14 protein-coding genes are annotated in these 16,710 nt (G+C 49.0%); 9 read left to right on the top strand and 5 right to left on the bottom strand.

Annotated elements, in window-relative coordinates; translation table 11 throughout:
* The first annotated feature begins 79 nt into the window (after positions 1 to 79).
* From ACQY6I_RS24085 to ACQY6I_RS24120, 8 genes are all read left to right on the top strand, one after another.
* Complete coding sequence (locus ACQY6I_RS24085; protein WP_428244203.1) at positions 80 to 1,438, top strand: ABC transporter substrate-binding protein; 1,359 nt, start codon at positions 80 to 82, stop codon at positions 1,436 to 1,438.
* Between the two features lie 77 nt (positions 1,439 to 1,515).
* Positions 1,516 to 2,520: a carbohydrate ABC transporter permease gene (locus ACQY6I_RS24090; RefSeq protein WP_428244204.1), complete on the top strand. Its 1,005-nt coding sequence runs from the start codon at positions 1,516 to 1,518 to the stop codon at positions 2,518 to 2,520.
* The gene (locus tag ACQY6I_RS24095) at positions 2,517 to 3,680 is read left to right on the top strand and encodes a carbohydrate ABC transporter permease (protein ID WP_428244205.1); all 1,164 of its coding nucleotides are present in this window, start codon (positions 2,517 to 2,519) and stop codon (positions 3,678 to 3,680) included. Before ACQY6I_RS24090 ends, ACQY6I_RS24095 begins: the two co-directional genes overlap by 4 nt.
* Before the next feature lie 193 nt (positions 3,681 to 3,873).
* Entirely contained in the window at positions 3,874 to 5,499 is a 1,626-nt protein-coding gene (locus ACQY6I_RS24100) for an alpha-glucosidase (protein ID WP_428244207.1), read from the top strand.
* Entirely contained in the window at positions 5,496 to 6,524 is a 1,029-nt protein-coding gene (locus tag ACQY6I_RS24105) for a LacI family DNA-binding transcriptional regulator (protein WP_428244208.1), read from the top strand. Before ACQY6I_RS24100 ends, ACQY6I_RS24105 begins: the two co-directional genes overlap by 4 nt.
* 155 nt (positions 6,525 to 6,679) lie before the next feature.
* Entirely contained in the window at positions 6,680 to 7,351 is a 672-nt protein-coding gene (locus tag ACQY6I_RS24110) for a vWA domain-containing protein (RefSeq protein ID WP_428244209.1), read from the top strand.
* A gap of 2 nt (positions 7,352 to 7,353) precedes the next feature.
* Positions 7,354 to 8,091 carry a PP2C family serine/threonine-protein phosphatase gene (locus tag ACQY6I_RS24115; RefSeq protein ID WP_428244211.1) on the top strand — a complete coding sequence of 246 codons (738 nt, stop codon included), beginning with the start codon at positions 7,354 to 7,356 and terminating at the stop codon, positions 8,089 to 8,091.
* 26 nt (positions 8,092 to 8,117) lie between these two features.
* Positions 8,118 to 10,874, top strand: a complete 2,757-nt coding sequence (locus tag ACQY6I_RS24120; protein WP_428244212.1) for a protein kinase domain-containing protein — start codon at positions 8,118 to 8,120, stop codon at positions 10,872 to 10,874.
* Here ACQY6I_RS24120 and ACQY6I_RS24125 read toward each other — a convergent pair.
* The 4 genes from ACQY6I_RS24125 to ACQY6I_RS24140 all read right to left on the bottom strand — a co-directional run bounded on the left by ACQY6I_RS24125 (position 10,842) and on the right by ACQY6I_RS24140 (position 15,247).
* On the bottom strand, positions 10,842 to 11,210 hold the full coding sequence (locus tag ACQY6I_RS24125) for a hypothetical protein (protein ID WP_428244213.1): 369 nt from the start codon (positions 11,208 to 11,210) through the stop codon (positions 10,842 to 10,844). The genes ACQY6I_RS24120 and ACQY6I_RS24125 overlap by 33 nt on opposite strands.
* Positions 11,200 to 12,441 (bottom strand): hypothetical protein, encoded by a 1,242-nt coding sequence (locus tag ACQY6I_RS24130; protein WP_428244214.1) that lies wholly within the window; start codon positions 12,439 to 12,441, stop codon positions 11,200 to 11,202. Before ACQY6I_RS24130 ends, ACQY6I_RS24125 begins: the two co-directional genes overlap by 11 nt.
* 570 nt (positions 12,442 to 13,011) lie before the next feature.
* Positions 13,012 to 14,022, bottom strand: coding sequence for an RNA 3'-terminal phosphate cyclase (rtcA, locus tag ACQY6I_RS24135; RefSeq protein ID WP_428244215.1), 1,011 nt, complete (start codon positions 14,020 to 14,022; stop codon positions 13,012 to 13,014).
* 7 nt (positions 14,023 to 14,029) lie between these two features.
* Entirely contained in the window at positions 14,030 to 15,247 is a 1,218-nt protein-coding gene (locus tag ACQY6I_RS24140; RefSeq protein WP_428244216.1) for an RtcB family protein, read from the bottom strand.
* Between the two features lie 338 nt (positions 15,248 to 15,585).
* Between ACQY6I_RS24140 and ACQY6I_RS24145 the strand changes: the two genes are divergently transcribed.
* Positions 15,586 to 16,041 carry a TerB family tellurite resistance protein gene (locus ACQY6I_RS24145; RefSeq protein WP_428244217.1) on the top strand — a complete coding sequence of 152 codons (456 nt, stop codon included), beginning with the start codon at positions 15,586 to 15,588 and terminating at the stop codon, positions 16,039 to 16,041.
* 26 nt (positions 16,042 to 16,067) lie between these two features.
* Here the strand turns inward: ACQY6I_RS24145 and ACQY6I_RS24150 are convergent, their stop codons facing one another.
* Positions 16,068 to 16,709 carry a DUF1186 domain-containing protein gene (locus ACQY6I_RS24150; RefSeq protein ID WP_428244218.1) on the bottom strand — a complete coding sequence of 214 codons (642 nt, stop codon included), beginning with the start codon at positions 16,707 to 16,709 and terminating at the stop codon, positions 16,068 to 16,070.
* Position 16,710: the final 1 nt, after the last annotated feature.

Raw genomic sequence — 16,710 nt, forward strand, 5'->3', positions numbered from 1 at the left:
AGGCTAACTAAATCTGAACGGAGTTCCGGCTCTGAAGGATTTAAGAACCCAAAAAATAACTACAACAGGAGTACTGCGAATGTCGCTCAAAAAAATCACTCTTGCCACGGCAGTGGCACTGGCAGCTGCTACGGCGACTGGTGCCGTTGCCGCAGATCTGAAATTTGAAAAAGGCAAAGGCCCGTTTCACTGGGAAGATCTGAAAAAATTTGAAAATATAGACCTGTCCGGAAAAACCATCAGCGTGTTTGGCCCCTGGCTGGCACAGGATGAAGCCCTGGTAAGCTCTGTTATGGCTTATTTTGAAGATGCCACTGGTGCCAAAGTCGATTATGCGGGTTCAGACAGTTTCGAACAGCAAATCGTGATCGACGTGCAGGGTGGCAGTGCACCTAACATCGCCATTTTCCCACAACCAGGTCTGGCTTCCGATCTGGCGTCCAAAGGCTATTTGTATCCGCTGAGTGACGACACCAAAAAATGGGTTGCAAACAATTACGCAGCAGGTCAGTCCTGGGTTGACCTCGGCACCTATAAAAACAAAAGCGGCAAGAAAGAACTGTACGGCTTCTTCTACAAAGTGGATCTGAAGTCTTTGGTCTGGTATTCACCGGATAACTTTGATGAACAAGGTTACGAAGTTCCGCAAAGTATGGAAGAGCTGCTGGCACTGTCCGATCAGATTGTGGCTGACGGAGGTACGCCATGGTGTATCGGTCTGGGTTCCGGTGGCGCGACTGGCTGGCCGGCAACTGACTGGGTGGAAGATCTGATGCTCAGAACCCAGCCACCAAGCGTCTATGACCAGTGGGTTACCAATGCCATTCCATTTAATGATCCTCGCGTCATCAAAGCGATTGAAGTGTTCGGCGAATTTGCCAAAAACGACAAATACGTCGATGGTGGGGCTGCTGCTGTTGCAACAACTGATTTCCGTGACAGCCCGAGAGGTCTGTTTACTGTGCCACCAAAATGCTACATGCATCGTCAGGCTTCCTTCATTCCTTCATTCTTCCCGGAAGGCACAAAAGTGGGTGAAGATGTCGACTTCTTCTATTTCCCAGCTTATGCCCGCAAAGATCTGGGTAAACCAGTACTTGGCGCAGGTACCCTATGGGCCATCACCAAGGATTCTCCAGAAACCCGTGTCTTTCTGGACTTCCTGAAGACCAATCTGGCCAACGAAATCTGGATGGCGCAGTCCGGCTTCCTGACTCCGTTAAAAACGGTCAATAAGGAGGCCTACGCAACAGATACAGCCCGTAAGATGGGAGACATTCTGCTGAATGCCACAACGTTCCGTTTTGACGGCTCTGACCTGATGCCTGGTGCCATTGGTGCCGGTGCGTTCTGGACCGGTATGGTTGACTACACCAGTGGTGCTTCAGCCAAATCTGTCGCTGATGCGATTCAGAAAAGCTGGGATCAGATCAAATAACGATCTGACGTCAGTCTTCAGGGTTCCGAGTCATCGGAACCCGCATAATTCATTTCATATTTGTTAGGAGGCCGGTTGTGTTACAGCAACTGTTCGGTGCTGCTACCGCTATTGTGTTGTCAGTTGGGGTGTGTATTGCATTCTTTTATGGTGCTAACGCGTTGCTGGATTATTATGCGACCGCGTCGGGTCTTGACCATCGCAGTCGTGACCGGCGGGAACGTGTACGCAGCATCGTGCAACCCCTCATTTTTGTAGGTCCAGCACTACTGTTATTAAGTATTTTTCTGATTTATCCGGTGATCAAAACTGTCCAGTATTCGTTTATGGATCGTGGTAGTTTCGAATGGGTTGGACTGGCCAACTACATCTGGGCTTTCCATGACAAGGAGTTTCTACAGTCCATCGGCAACAACATTCTCTGGTTGATCATCGTACCATCCATGAGTACGTTCCTGGGGCTGCTGATCGCTTATCTGACTGACCGTATCTGGTGGGGTCAGGCTGCCAGAACCCTGATATTTTTACCGATGGCCATTTCCTTTCTGGCCGCCAGCGTCATCTGGAAGTTTGTTTACGATTTTCGCGGACCGGATTCTGAACAGATCGGCCTATTGAATGCCATCTGGGTAGGCTTGGGAGGTGAACCTCAGGCCTGGATTACGCTGCCATTCTGGAACAATATATTTTTGATGATTATTCTGATCTGGATTCAGACCGGGTTTGCCATGGTCATTCTGGGTGCAGCCATGCGCGGGGTACCGGAAGAAACCCTCGAAGCCGCTCACATGGAAGGTGCCAATGAAATGCAGATTTTTTTCAAAATCATTATTCCACAGGTGGTCGGCACCATTCTGGTCGTCTGGACCACCATCACCATCACCGTTCTAAAAGTATTCGATATTGTGTATGCCATGACCAACGGTCAGTGGGACACAGAGGTCATTGCCAATATGATGTTCGATACCATGTTCCGTGCCGGTGATGCCGGGCGAGGCAGTGCTATTGCAGTGGTGCTCATGGTGGCCGTACTGCCAATCATGTGGTGGAACATTCGCAACGTCCGCAAGGAGGAGTTATGAGCATTATGGGCGGCGGTCTACACCGCATGACACCGGGAAAAGCGCTGAAGCATGCAACCGTGCTGTTTTTTGTGCTGATCTGGTCGGTTCCAACTCTGGGTTTGCTGATCAGCTCCGTACGTGACAAAGACCAACTGGCTATTTCCGGCTGGTGGACATCTCTGAGCTCCAAAATATCCAATGACGTGGTGCGAATGGGGAATGCCGATGACCAGCAACAGCAAGATGGTCGCTACGTCATCACCGGTTCTGTTTTCGAAGGCAGCAATAAAGGCACGGTACTGACGTTTGGACTCAGGTCTGATGAGTTGGAAGCCTATCAAGCCGGGGAAACGGCTGATATTGGCAAAGGGCAGAGTCTAACGCTCACGACTACCGGACAATATACCCTGAGCAGTAACGAGGCATTTACCAACTCTCGGGGAAAACGACTGTTCTTTGTCGCCAAACATTCCCCTCGCTTCACTTTTGAAAACTACTATAAAGTGTTGACTTCCGAAGGTATCGGCCGGGCATTCGTCAACTCCGCAACCGTTACCCTGCCGGCTACGTTTATTCCTATCCTGATAGCTGCATTCACAGCTTACGCATTGGCCTGGATCGATTTCAGGGGACGCGCCACGATGTTGGCACTGGTGGTTGGCCTGCTGGTCGTACCTTTGCAAATGTCACTGATTCCAGTATTACGACTGTATAACGAAGTAGGGGGGTATTTTGGCTTTCCCGCCAAATCCTATCCAGGTATCTGGCTGGCGCATACGGCGTTTGGTCTGCCACTGGCCATTTATCTGTTACGCAACTACATGGCCGGACTGCCGAAGGAAATCATGGAATCTGCCCGCATGGACGGTGCCAGTCACTTTCAGATTTTCCGCACCATTGTACTGCCATTATCTGTGCCAGCGCTGGCATCCTTTGCCATCTTCCAGTTCCTGTGGGTCTGGAATGATCTGCTGGTTTCACTGGTGTTTCTGGGTATCGCCGACGACAAAACGGTCATGACCGCGCAATTGAAAGAAATGCTGGGATCACGCGGCAATAACTGGGAGCTGCTGACCAGTGGTGCTTTTATTACCATGATCGTGCCACTGATAGTGTTCTTTTCCTTACAGCGTTTCTTTGTACGTGGATTGCTGGCCGGCTCAGTCAAAGGCGGCTAATGCTCACGTGTACCCGGTTTCCGGAACGATCCATATCCATCGAACCGGAAACCGCCCCTGCAGGCCAAAGAGTACATCTGGCAGTGCAGGGTCACATTTGACAACATTGTTGTCACGATAACTCTCAGGGACCGTATGCTTGTGCTGTAATAGGGAAGTTACTTTAATTTTGAATTCAGGAAGTAAACCGATTATGAGTCATGTATCTGAATGGTGGCGCGGTGCAGTCATTTATCAAATCTATCCCCGTAGCTTTTGCGATGCCAATGGCGATGGTATTGGTGATATTGCCGGTATTATCAAACATCTGGACTACATTGCCGAGCTCGGTGTCGATGCTATTTGGCTATCACCGTTTTTTACTTCCCCCATGAAGGATTTCGGTTACGACATTTCTGACTACTGCGATGTTGATCCGATGTTTGGTACCTTGGCTGATTTCCGGGCAATGATGGACAAAGCTCATACTCTCGGATTGAAAGTCATTATTGATCAGGTATACAGCCATTGTTCCGATCAACACGTATGGTTCAAAGAAAGTCGTTCAAGCCTTGATAATCCCAAGGCAGACTGGTTTGTATGGGCAGATCCAAAGCCTGACGGCACTGCGCCGAATAACTGGCTGAGCATGTTTGGCGGACCCGCCTGGCAATGGGATACCACCCGTCAGCAGTATTACCAGCACAATTTTCTGGCCAGCCAGCCAGACCTCAACTTTCACAATCGTGAGGTGCAGGATGCCATTCTGGATATCGCCAGATTCTGGCTGGATTTAGGTGTCGATGGCTTCCGCCTGGACACATCGAACTTTTACGTTCATGACGCGCAATTACGTGACAACCCACCGAAGACCGAGTCCTGGCAACAGTTCATCGGTGCGGACCCGTTAACACCATTCAGCCGCCAATATCACACCCGGCAGGTGTCCCAGCCGGAAAACCTGGAGTTTCTGAAACGGCTGCGCGCGCTGATGAATCAGTATCAGGGTGATCGCTTTACTGTGGGTGAAATCGGAGCCCCCGAAGGTCTGAAAGTCATGGCGCAATATACCTCCGGTGGTGACAAACTGACCTCCGCCTATACGTTTGAGCTGTTACGCGAAGAGCACAGTGCCGAGTATATCCGTACGGTTCAGCAATCGATTAAAGACCACCTGGATGACGGCTGGCCGTGCTTTTCACTCAGTAACCACGACACGGTGCGCAGCGCTACCCGTTGGGGACAGGGACTGGATCAGGACGCATTTGCCAAGGCCAGTCTGAGCTTTTTATTGAGTCTGCGTGGCAGCGCCTGCATATACCAGGGCGAGGAACTGGCGCTGGAAGAAGCGGATGTCCCATTTGAAGATCTTCAGGACCCCTTTGGCATCGAATTCTGGCCCAAATTTAAAGGTAGGGACGGCTGCCGGGTACCGATGATCTGGGATGAAAACGGGGGATTTTCCAGCAACCCCAAACCCTGGCTGCCAATTTACCAGCCACACCTGGCACGGAATCCAGCCTCTCAATTGCAACAGCCGCAATCAAGCCTGCGATTTGTACAAAACTTTCTACGCTGGCGGAAACAATATCCGGCACTGGTAACCGGTGACATTGACTGGTTAACCATCAACCCGGAAGTACTGACTTTTATCCGTTCTTTGGATGATGAAAAAATTCTGGTGGTTATTAACCTGACTGGACAACAACAACAAATGACCCTGCAGCAGACCGTCAAAAATGAACTCACAGGTCACGGCCTCGACAGTCAATTCGACAAAGCCACAGGGGAATTAATACTACCTGCATTAGGTGGTTGCTATTTGACCTTAGGCGAATGAAAAAACTGACACTCAAAGATGTCGCAGCAGAGCTAAAGGTATCGACTGCTACGGTGTCGAATGCCTTTAACCGGCCTGATCAATTATCGGCAAAACTACGTTCTCACATACTTGAGCAATGTCGTAAGCTCGGATATTTCGGACCGAATGCTGCGGCCCGAAGTCTGAAAATGGGCAACAGCGGCATCATTGGTGTGGCGCTGTCGGACCGGCTGCAATATAACTTCAGCGATCCGATAGCTTCACGCTTTTTGTCTGGTCTGGCCGAGACGTTCGATAATGCCAATATCAACCTGCTGCTGCTGCCAAGCCGGGCGGAGTTCTACGAAAGCCGCCAGTTCGACTCATTTGCGGACGGCTTTGTGCTGTATGGAAATCCCCGTGACCCGGAAGTACTTGACCGATTGCTGCAACACAAAAAGCCGATTGTGACGGTGGACTTTGATCTGCCCGACACCCCTTTTATTCATATCAATAACGAACTTGCCGCCTACCAGATAACCTTTCAGGCATTTGCCGGGCAGCCACAATCCGCTGCCATTCTGGGGCTGAAACTGGCATCCACCCAATCAGTCTGCCGGATCAGCAACCAAACGCTGTTTGATCCTCATAACTCCATATCCAGACGCCGGCTGGAGGGTTATCAAAAAGCGATTCGCGAGATCAATGGTCACCGCCTGGGAGACGAGTGGATCTGGACCATTCCGGAAAATTCCGAAGAATATGCCTACCAGGCCGTGCGTGAATGCCTGATGTGCTATCCACGCCCGGAAGTACTGCTGTGTATGAGCGATACCGTCGCCATCTGTGCACTGCAAGCCTGCGAACAGATGAATCTGGAAGTCCCCAAAGACATTCGAATCGCCGGATTTGACGATATTCCAGCTGCAGCAAACTATCGTCTGACAACCATTCACCAGCCTCAGAAAACCAAAGGAAAACTGGCTGCGGAAATGATTCTCGGCCTGAAACCCATGAAGAGTCATGTGATCAGCACCGAGCTAGTGGTCAGAAAAACCTGCTGATCTTGATACGGGCTGTGATATGCCCGTTTTTGCGGCCTGGTGCTATCGTTATCCAATAGATTCTGTACTACACTTCTTCGCGACCAATGAAATTGGATCCTTATCCCGAATACTCAATGATCGGAATTAAGCGCACATAATGGAGAAGTATGAGTATGACTAACGCAATTCCCGGAGTGGAATTCATCGATAACGCCAATCAACGAACCCCTTGTGTACTGGTACTGGATACGTCCAGTTCGATGAGCGGGGAACCTATCAAACAATTGAATACTGGTCTTAAAGTCTTTGAAGAACAGCTGAAAAGTGATCCGGTTGCTGCTTTGCGGGTACAGGTGCTGGTGATCGCTGTTGGTGGCCATGAAGACGTCACCATCCTGCAGCCCTGGACTGACGCAGTGGATTTTTCAGCCCCAACACTCCAGGCCAATGGCCTGACACCACTCGGTAAAGGCATGGCCAAAGCCATGGACGAAATCGACGCCCAGAAGGCACTGTATGACAGCAATGGTATTTCCAGTACCCGTCCCTGGATCATTATGATTTCTGATGGTTGCCCGAACGACTATGGTTGGGAAGAGATTGCCGCTCAGTGTCGCGATGCCGAACATCAGAAAAAAACCGTTATCTTTCCAATTGGCACTGAAGGCGCTGATTTTGAGGCATTGGGTCAGTTCTCCAATAAGACCCCGAAAAAACTCAAAGGTCTGCAGTTTACCGAATTATTCATTTGGCTCAGCCGTAGTATGGCGACCGTTTCCGCCAGTGTACCTGGGGAGAAAGTGGCATTACCGGATACCAACAGCTGGTCTGAAATAGAGGTTTAAGGATGGAATGGCGGTATGCCGCTGCCTCTGTCACCGGGGCCTCCCATGTACAGCAGCAGCTTCCCTGCCAGGATGCCTGGCAGATTCAACAGACCAACGGTGGCATGATTGCCTGTGTCGCCGATGGTGCCGGTTCTGCTAAGCGTTCAGATATCGGGTCAAGAACCTTAGTGGATCACCTGTGTCAGGCTCTGGCGCCACAATTGAATGAGATAATCACCCATAGCAATGGTACTCAGTTACTTGTCGATGCCATTGATAAGGTTCGCCAGGAACTCTCAGAGCAGGGCCCAATCGCTGAATTCCACGCCACCTTATGTGGTCTGATTGCGACCTCCCAAGGCCAGATGGTGTTTCACATTGGCGATGGCGTCATTCTGGGTATCAATCCCGCCGACTGGCAGGACTATGTCATCAGCGAGCCGGAAAATGGCGAATACGCAGATATGACCTATTTCTTCACCCTGCCGGGCTGGCAACAACACCTGCGAATCTGGTGTCCGCACAAACCCTATCCGCTATGGTTCCTGATGTCAGACGGAGTCAGCGGCTTTGCCGTCACCGGTGGTCAAACGGCAGGACCTCAAGAGAACTTTCTCAAACCGGTACACCAGTACCTGTCGACCGTTTCTGCCGACCAGGGCAGTCAGGCTCTAAGCGGAACACTACAGGATAAACGGGCTGCTGCCATCAGTCATGACGACAAAACACTGGCCTGGCTCTATATGAACCAGAATTAATCAGCGTATTTCAGTACAGCGGCTGTATGTCCAACACTCTCTATTGTCACTACCCCGATGGCCGGAAAGAAACCATCCGCCACCCAGCCAAGCCTCTTAACCAGGGGGCTGACGGTGCTATTTTTGCCAGTACCGACCGACGTTACGCGCTCAAGGTCTATCATCATCCGGACAAAGACCGTAACCGCGAGCACAAAATATGGCAGATGATCGAACACACGCCTCCGGCGCAGCAAGGCGTTACATTTGCCTGGCCGCTGGCCGTACTCAAAACACATAAGGGTAAGTTTGTCGGCTATCTGATGCCGCTGCTGAACTTCGAACATGAGGTTCAGCTGGAACAACTGCTTTCGGCCCGGGCTCGTCAACAGTCCGGACTACCGGAAAGCTACCTGTTTCGACTGAATGCCGCCATCGAGCTGGTTCGCTGTGTCGAGGCATTGCATCGCAGTGGTCATGCCATCATCGATTTCAAACCGGTGAATGTCATGGTCAACCGTCGGACTGCCGCCATTTCGATCGTCGATTGCGATGGCTTTTTCATTCGTGGTTCACATGATCAGTTCCCCGGCCATCAATACACCGCAGGGTATATTGCGCCGGAAGCACATAACCACAAACTGCCGCCCAATCAACTGGACCAGGCCCAGGACTTGTTTGCTCTGGCAGTCATTGTTTTCCAGCTGCTCAATAATGGCATTCACCCATTTCAAGGGGTTCCCAAGCCCGGCAGTAAACTACCCACGGATAATCAAGCCCGCATCAGTGCGGCGCTATATCCCTATGGCGAACAATCGCACCCCCAGATAGATCCATCCCCCTGGAGCATCCATCGCCACTTTCCGGTCAACCTGCGGCGAGCGTTGGAATCATCCCTGGTCAGCCAAACAAGACATTCGGCACAGCAATGGCTGCAGCTGATGGAGGCTTTGCGCGAGCACATTTGTCAGTGTCAAAAAACGGCGGATCACTACTACTGGGGCAATGAATGCCCCCATTGCCAACAAAACGCAGGACAAACACAACAGTTGGCAGCAACTGCCAAAGCTGCAGCACGACGAAAACCCCGAAAGCCAACCATCAAAACCCGGCCGACCAGACACACTACCGCTCAACCGACACCTCCACCAGCGCCAACCACGTCGATGTCTACCGGTTTTGCCTGGTTCATGGTCGGCGCCGTCATACTGGTCGGTATTATTTTCTTTAACAACAATAGCTCTAATGACTCCCGTTACTCGAGCCAGGATGATAACGTCGAGGACCTATTTGCAGACTCCCTTACCGAAACGCTGATTCCTGCTTCGGAGTTTAACTTTCTCACCCTCGATTCCGTTAAAACAGCCACCGAGACAGTTGCTTCTACAAACGATGTAATGCGCATGACCTATGACGACGAGCAACCGGATTCAATATTTTACCAATTGCCGGAATTCACCAGCGCCAGTGCCATACCCTACATCAAACGCAAGGCAATCAGCCTGAGCACCACCACTGCAATGATCAGTGGTGCTTATGACATTGGTATCCGTGACTTCAACGACCAAAACCGGATGCTTGGGCAACAGAACAACCCGAAAAACAGCATTCTCATGCTACCTGACTGGCAATATGACGAAGCCACCGCAACGTCTTACGCATATTTATGTATCCGCCATAACGACGGCAGCGGTATTGGAGGGGCCTTGCCGATATGCCAGCATGTGCTGCAGAGCAAGGCCAAGGGATCAGCACGATTTGAATTTACAGAACAGCCGGACACAGAAGCTTCCTCTGCGGCACAGGCCGGTGGCTGGCGTTATGACCTCAGCAACAATGGTCGTTACCTGGCCATGGCCAGTAATCGAACTCTGATCGTCTACAAAACCAACAACCCTAAACAGCCGCTGGTTCAGCAATTGCTGCCTGGCAATCATCTGCACCAAGCCATCAACCGCATCATCATCGATGACAGCGGCGAACACATCTATCTAGCCCTGGCAGCACCTGCAAAACCGAATGAAGCGTTTTCCGGTACTGTCCTGGAACTGCAAAAAACAAAGCAGGCGTACCAGATCAACACTGACTTCTCGACACTGACAGACCCCGACACCCTGTCAGGCATCGATGTCGCCATCAATGCCGATGGCACCATCATGGCCATTGGCGAATACACAGATTCGTATCTGAACACCACCGACTATACCTCTCTGGGAACTCCTGTGGATGTTCTGGAAGGCTTTGCCAGAATCAGCCTCTGGCAACAAACCCCTGAAGGCTGGCAGCAGATCGCCACCGTCCACGAACTGAAATCCGCGAACGTCACAATCAATGGGGAAGCGTTTTACACCGACAAACCGCCCAGAGAGCTGATCACCGTTCCACGAACGATCAGTGCCTACTATTTCAAAGCGTCCTGGTTAGGTGGAGCACAGGGCACAGTTCAATCCGATGCCACCTTCAATCGTGATTTTCAACTGAGCCGTGATGGTAAACTATTGATGTCAGGTCTGACCCTGAAAGGACAAAACAACCGCCAGAACAGCACCATGACCGTCAGCGCCCATATTTACCGGATCACCGGACCTACCGTAGCACTGACCGCCATTGCAAAACGTTCTATTTCCCGAGAGTACGATCAAAACTACCTGCTGATCGATGCCCGCATGTCCAAAGACGCTGCCTCAATCGTCTTCAACACCACAACCAATGTGAGATCCGTCTCTAGAGAAACTCAGCAAACCACCCGGTTTGATTTGTTTGATTTGAGTTCATTGAAACAACCGGAATCTATTGAGCCCTGAAGGATCTTCAGGCCCAAGCCGGCCAATTGTCTCAGAGATAACAACATCTGGAGTAATATCAATAGGTTTACTAAAAGAACTACAGTTAAGAGCGGTTACGTTAGGAACAGAATTTTTCTCAAACATTGTTTTTGCAATTTCGGCAGTGGATGAAAAATACTCAAGTGCATAACCTTTATGTTTTGTCCTTTTACAAGCGTAACTAGCCAATATTCCAGTACCTATGTCGACTGCTATATCATTTTCTTCAACCACTTCATTGATAGCTTTTCTAAATGACTCCAGTCTAACTTTATCTGAAAGCATATCGGCATGATAATGAACTTCATATTTCATTAATTTCAATGCCTTCTACTTTTTGATATGACTGTTTATATAAATGCACTGTTATTAGCATTAGCGGCAACAAGGACACTCCAACAACTATAAGCAGAGAAGATACCTCTGCAATAATGCCGGCCAAAAACCCGGATATAGTCATAGATAGCACAGTAAACTGATAGCTTTTTGCAGAAGCTGAAGCAATTGCCACTTCGCTGAAATGGCGAGATAGTCCATATGATGCAATTATGTATACGATATTAGAAAGTATATGAGCAAAAACAACAGACACCGCTGCCAGCCAAAAAATATCGGTTGTAAAAACTATATAGTAGAATACTAAAAATCCTCCTAAACAGGTTATCGTTACCCAGTTACTATCAACAAGCTTATCAATATCAACTACCTCAATAATTTGAGGACCAATTAACTGTCCAACGGTTTTAAGCAGTAAAAAAAACAATGCTGGTGCCAGAACAATTGCACCATAATTAATTGAAATTCCAAATTCGGCTCCCCTAGCTGGTAGCAATGACATTGATGGGGAACATACTAGTGACAGTAAAGGCATGATCATAAACACTCGTTTCTGAATGGTATTAAGTTCACGCCAACGGAATGTTCTTATGTCAGAGTCATTTCCCTCTAGAGCCCGAAAATTGTCTGGTGACATTCTGCTAGCCCAGAAAATTAATATTGAGGCAAAGAGATAAGTAAGAAAATCTATTTGGAAAAATATCAGTGCTCCTACAAAGGAATAAATAAGAGTACCAAGAGCTTGCCCAAGCAGAAATGTTGCAGTGAAGATATAGACTTCGTATACACTTATTGATGCCAGTTCTTCATCACTAAAAGTCCTTCTTATTAGTGACCTATGAAAAGGAATAAGAAATCCCGTTAAAGCTGATCCGATAAATTCAGCAAATAGTAGAAATACAATTTTCTCTGATGTCAGCCCGATTATTGGAACAATCAGAGATAACCCTCCAACCACTTCAGCAGATACCAACACCAAAGCTATATTCAACTTATTCGCATATTTACCTGCAAAAACACTGGCTATTAGTCCTGGAGCAACAGATAGTAAAAAAGCTAAAGAATAGAAAATAGGAGAAACATTGTGAATTGCAAACTCACCATAAACTGCCACTGTGGAAAATGCAGTACCTATTCCACTTAAAAGTGTGGCTAAACTAAAAACGAAATACGGTTTTTTACTCCATAAAAGTTTGCCTAAGTTGTTCATGTTGTTTCAGACCTTTGTAGAAAACTGAGGTAGGATTTATTAATTGATTTTGGTTTTTGATCCGGGGTATACAAAGTTGTTCCAAAATGAATGTAAGGAGACAATTCGGCAATATAATCAATAGTCGATTCGACTACCGAAGTTTGACTATCACTATCACAATGAACTCTTAATATTTTCCTAAGATTAATTTCATCATGTCATTACTTTAGAAAACAACCAATTGTTTCATTGTTTGTTTTTTCTAAGGAACATCAATAGATATTTCTTAAAAATCAAAATAACTTACATAGGAAAATCAGCTATAAAAATTAGATAGCTCAAAGAAAATTTGTCAGCATGGAACAGTTTTATTTTTCAGAAAAGTCAAATATGACACTGATAAAATCCTTTTTTGGTCATTCTTTATTATCCTTCAGATTATAAGAAATTTATAATATGGAAATTGCAACATAGAAAAAATATATACTGCATATTGTTGCCATCAATCGTAGTTTAGACAAGATCTAAAACAGAATCGTTCTTTAGTATGGAAAAAGCATTCCCAGCCAAAAACAACTCCAATTCTTTCTAAAAAACATTCGGCATATGCAGCACATATCCTTCCATACTGATTTCTCTGCCGGTAACACGGGCAATAATCTGACGGTTGGTCTCACCATGATCCGATAATCCATCGCAACGAAACTCACCGCCACCGGCTACCAGCATCGGCAACATGATCTGATCTGCCAGATACTCATCCAGCACAGCATTGCTTTGCAGATACCGGTTCATCTGCGTTAACAGATTGCCGGCAACTTTCTCGGCACTCAGACGCGGTCGCCCTAGTTCGGTCAGGCAAATACGCATCTTTTCAAAATACAGGTCGATGGCTAACAGGTTACCTGGCGAACCACTTTTGGGTTGTCGGACTCGGGTTTCGGTGACCGCTATCGAAGCACTGCGACAAAATACCTGAAGCTCACGTTCAGCCACCCGATTGGGCAGGCCGACTTCATAAGCACTGAGACGGCAACTCAACAACTCACCGCGTTGCAAACGGCTGATGGGTGAGAGCACAGACGGCTTGATAGTTGCCTGCCAGCAACCTCCACCAGCCGGCATAAATCCCCAGCGTTGAACCTCCAGTTCAATTTGTGCCCCCATCTCCCGTAACAACGGTAAAAACGAACGCTTAAGATAGGTCAGGGGTGGTGCCATCGGGTTATGAGTACCACCGCGAAACTGCACTGTTGATATGCCGTCGGCCAGCAATAATGGCAGCGCGATGGTTTGGAATACCAACGTAGTGCTGCCGGCACTGCCGACATCAAAATGATAATCGCCAGATTTCACCGCACCCGGCACAAACCGCAATTGCGTCGATCCCAGTTCTGCACCCTCAACCCTTGCACCACAAATACTCTGGGCCGCCAGCACGCAGGTCAGGTGCTGACGCATCAATCCTGGTTTGGGACGGCCACCACGAATGTGATGAATGTCGATCCCTTTGCCGGTCAGCATCGCCAGGGTCAGTGCCGAGCGCAAAATCTGGCCACCGCCTTCACCCTGGCGACCATCCAATTCAATCATGTCCATTACACGGTTATCCTTTTACACATACCACCTGTCTCAGGGTATGAACCACTTCCACCAGGTCAGACTGAGCCGCCATGACCGCATCAATATTTTTATAAGCGCTGGGGGTCTCATCAACCACCGATGCATCTTTTCGGCATTCCACATGGGCCGTCGCCAACGCATGCTCTTCAACGCTCACCACTTTTTTGGCCTGGGTACGCGACATCACACGTCCGGCACCGTGGCTGCAGCTGCAGAAGCTTTCCGCATTACCCTTACCCCGGACGATGAATGATCGTGCGCCCATGCTTCCGGGAATAATTCCCAACTGACCTTCACGGGCGCTCACGGCGCCTTTGCGGGTTAGCCAGACATTCTTGTCGTAGTGGTGCTCTTTCTGCACATAGTTGTGATGACAATTGACTGCCTCGCGCTCGACGATGACCGGTTTGTTCAAGGTAACCGCCAATGCATTCAAGGCCCGCCGCATCATCACCTGACGATTAATACGGGCAAAGTCCTGGGCCCAGTCGACTGCTTCCACATAGTCGTTGAAATAGTCTGTCCCTTCGACCAGATAGGACAAATCCCGGTCAGGCAGTTGAATAAAAAAACGTTCCATTTCCTGTTTGGCCAGGCGGATAAAATGCTCACCAATCCGATTACCAACACCACGGGAGCCGGAATGCAGCATGATCCAGACATCATCCTGTTCATCCAGACACACCTCAATGAAGTGATTACCGGTACCCAGCGTTCCCAGATGCTTGACGTTATTGGTATTTTTTAACACTGGATGCTTATCACACAACACAGCAAAACGATCTGCCAGCTGCTGTTGCCAAAACTGCCCGACATCATCCGGAATATCATGCCAGGCACCCGGATCACGTTTACGTGCCTTTCCTCCACCATGGGGAATGGCACGCTCCAGATTGCTACGCAGCTCTTTCAATGAGTCCGGCAACTGATCGGCCCGGACATCGGTTTTGACGGCCATCATGCCACAGCCAATATCCACGCCCACCGCCGCTGGAATAATGGCACCGGTGGTCGGAATCACCGAGCCTATTGTAGCTCCCTTACCAAAATGCACGTCCGGCATTGCCGCTACCCATTTGTGGATGAATGGCAGCGAGGCCAGGTTTTTCAATTGTTGCCGGGCTCCGTCCTCAAACGGTACGCCGACAGTCCAGCTTTTCACCGGAACCCCTTTTTCCACGTTGATCACTTCAATGGCCATGGTTTACTCCTTTTATTCAACCTGAAACTGTCATTCCGATATGGCTGACAGATTTTCTCAATCGACACATTCAACAATGTAACAGGGTATTAACAAGAACAATGCCAACAACCAAAATTATTATAAGTATTTGATAAATAAGAAATTTTTATTTTTTGTCCAATCACTGTCAGTCTAAATTTATCGATATCGATCAACTATGATCATTTTAGAGCATTGCTAAGCCCACGGATGTCATACCCAAAGCCGCGATTACCTCCCAAAGACTTTGTTTCGCCACAACCACCCCCACATTAAGGGACGACCCTGGCGCATCCTCTATCCAAGGAAACAACGTAATGCATGAAACCCGCACAGATATTCAGCCCTTTTCAGACAGTCAGTGGCGCACTCTCAGCCTGAGCCCGGTGATTATATTTTTACTGGTCGCCGCCGCCGACGGACATATCGACAACCGGGAAAAGCAGCAGTTTGTGGAATTACTGAAAGAGACAGAGAAGCGCCGTTCAGACAGGTTGAAAACACTGCTTCAAGACGTGGCCCGGCAACTGACCGATTTATTGATGGTCGTGGCCAGCGAAACATTGGATATGATTGACGTGATAACGGAAACCGTCGATCTGGTGGAGCAGCATCTTGAGCCCGAAGAAGCCCTGCTCTTCAAGCAGGACCTGCTCGACTTTGCCACTGAAATTGCCCGCAGCTCAGGCGGCCTGACCAGCGGTACAATTGATCGCCACGAACAGCAGACACTGGATCAGATCAGCCACTATCTGCGCCTTAATCAGTCCTGACGACCAGCCATGGAGCGCGACGATGATCAGTCGCGCAGCCCCCATTCGGTTTCGACATCCTCCAGATCGCCCACATAGGACAGGTCCACACATTCCAAACTGAACATATGGCGCACGTCCTCGATCAACTCTCGGGCATCCAGGTCCAACAAATGCCCCATCACCATGCCATTGAGCTCATAGTAGCGGGGATACGGTTTACGCATGTACTGGCGAAACATCTCCAGCACTTCGCTTCTATGAGAGGGAAATGCCATGGCTATTTCCGCCAGTGAGTTCATCGAAATAGCATAGGCAAACTGATCCTCGCCCTCCCGTTGCAGATATTCAGACAGAGGACTGATGGCCGCCGGCCCGATCAATGCCATTACCTTGTCCAGTTCGGTGATGGCAAAATCATCACCACTGAAGCGGTCAAAACTGTTGATCAGACTATCGATCGCAGCTTCGGCCCGAAGTTGTCCCAGGGTCCGCCAGGCATGCACCGGCGTCCAGGTGGCAGGGTCTTTGGGATCAAGAATGTCAAAATGTTCATCGCATACGACCGCGATCAGATCGGTAATATCAGACTCATCAAACCCATACTGCTCAGGGTATTGGGGCCATGGAGTTGAAATATGAGCTTCTCCCAGCTCGATCAGAGCCTGGACTTTTGGATTAGAGTGCATA

Origin of the sequence: Gynuella sp., from assembly GCF_050297175.1 — a bacterium.
In the GTDB taxonomy this organism is placed as follows: domain Bacteria; phylum Pseudomonadota; class Gammaproteobacteria; order Pseudomonadales; family Natronospirillaceae; genus Gynuella.

What these genes read in the sequence shown, in the direction of transcription:
- ACQY6I_RS24145 (WP_428244217.1), top strand. Translation starts at nt 15,586, where the DNA reads ATGCATGAAACCCGCACAGATATTCAGCCCTTTTCAGACAGTCAGTGG.
- ACQY6I_RS24110 (WP_428244209.1), top strand. Translation starts at nt 6,680, where the DNA reads ATGACTAACGCAATTCCCGGAGTGGAATTCATCGATAACGCCAATCAA.
- ACQY6I_RS24100 (WP_428244207.1), top strand. Translation starts at nt 3,874, where the DNA reads ATGAGTCATGTATCTGAATGGTGGCGCGGTGCAGTCATTTATCAAATC.
- rtcA (WP_428244215.1), bottom strand. Translation starts at nt 14,022, where the DNA reads ATGGACATGATTGAATTGGATGGTCGCCAGGGTGAAGGCGGTGGCCAG.
- ACQY6I_RS24095 (WP_428244205.1), top strand. Translation starts at nt 2,517, where the DNA reads ATGAGCATTATGGGCGGCGGTCTACACCGCATGACACCGGGAAAAGCG.
- ACQY6I_RS24125 (WP_428244213.1), bottom strand. Translation starts at nt 11,210, where the DNA reads ATGAAATATGAAGTTCATTATCATGCCGATATGCTTTCAGATAAAGTT.
- ACQY6I_RS24150 (WP_428244218.1), bottom strand. Translation starts at nt 16,709, where the DNA reads ATGCACTCTAATCCAAAAGTCCAGGCTCTGATCGAGCTGGGAGAAGCT.
- ACQY6I_RS24130 (WP_428244214.1), bottom strand. Translation starts at nt 12,441, where the DNA reads ATGAACAACTTAGGCAAACTTTTATGGAGTAAAAAACCGTATTTCGTT.
- ACQY6I_RS24085 (WP_428244203.1), top strand. Translation starts at nt 80, where the DNA reads ATGTCGCTCAAAAAAATCACTCTTGCCACGGCAGTGGCACTGGCAGCT.
- ACQY6I_RS24105 (WP_428244208.1), top strand. Translation starts at nt 5,496, where the DNA reads ATGAAAAAACTGACACTCAAAGATGTCGCAGCAGAGCTAAAGGTATCG.
- ACQY6I_RS24120 (WP_428244212.1), top strand. Translation starts at nt 8,118, where the DNA reads ATGTCCAACACTCTCTATTGTCACTACCCCGATGGCCGGAAAGAAACC.
- ACQY6I_RS24140 (WP_428244216.1), bottom strand. Translation starts at nt 15,247, where the DNA reads ATGGCCATTGAAGTGATCAACGTGGAAAAAGGGGTTCCGGTGAAAAGC.
- ACQY6I_RS24115 (WP_428244211.1), top strand. Translation starts at nt 7,354, where the DNA reads ATGGAATGGCGGTATGCCGCTGCCTCTGTCACCGGGGCCTCCCATGTA.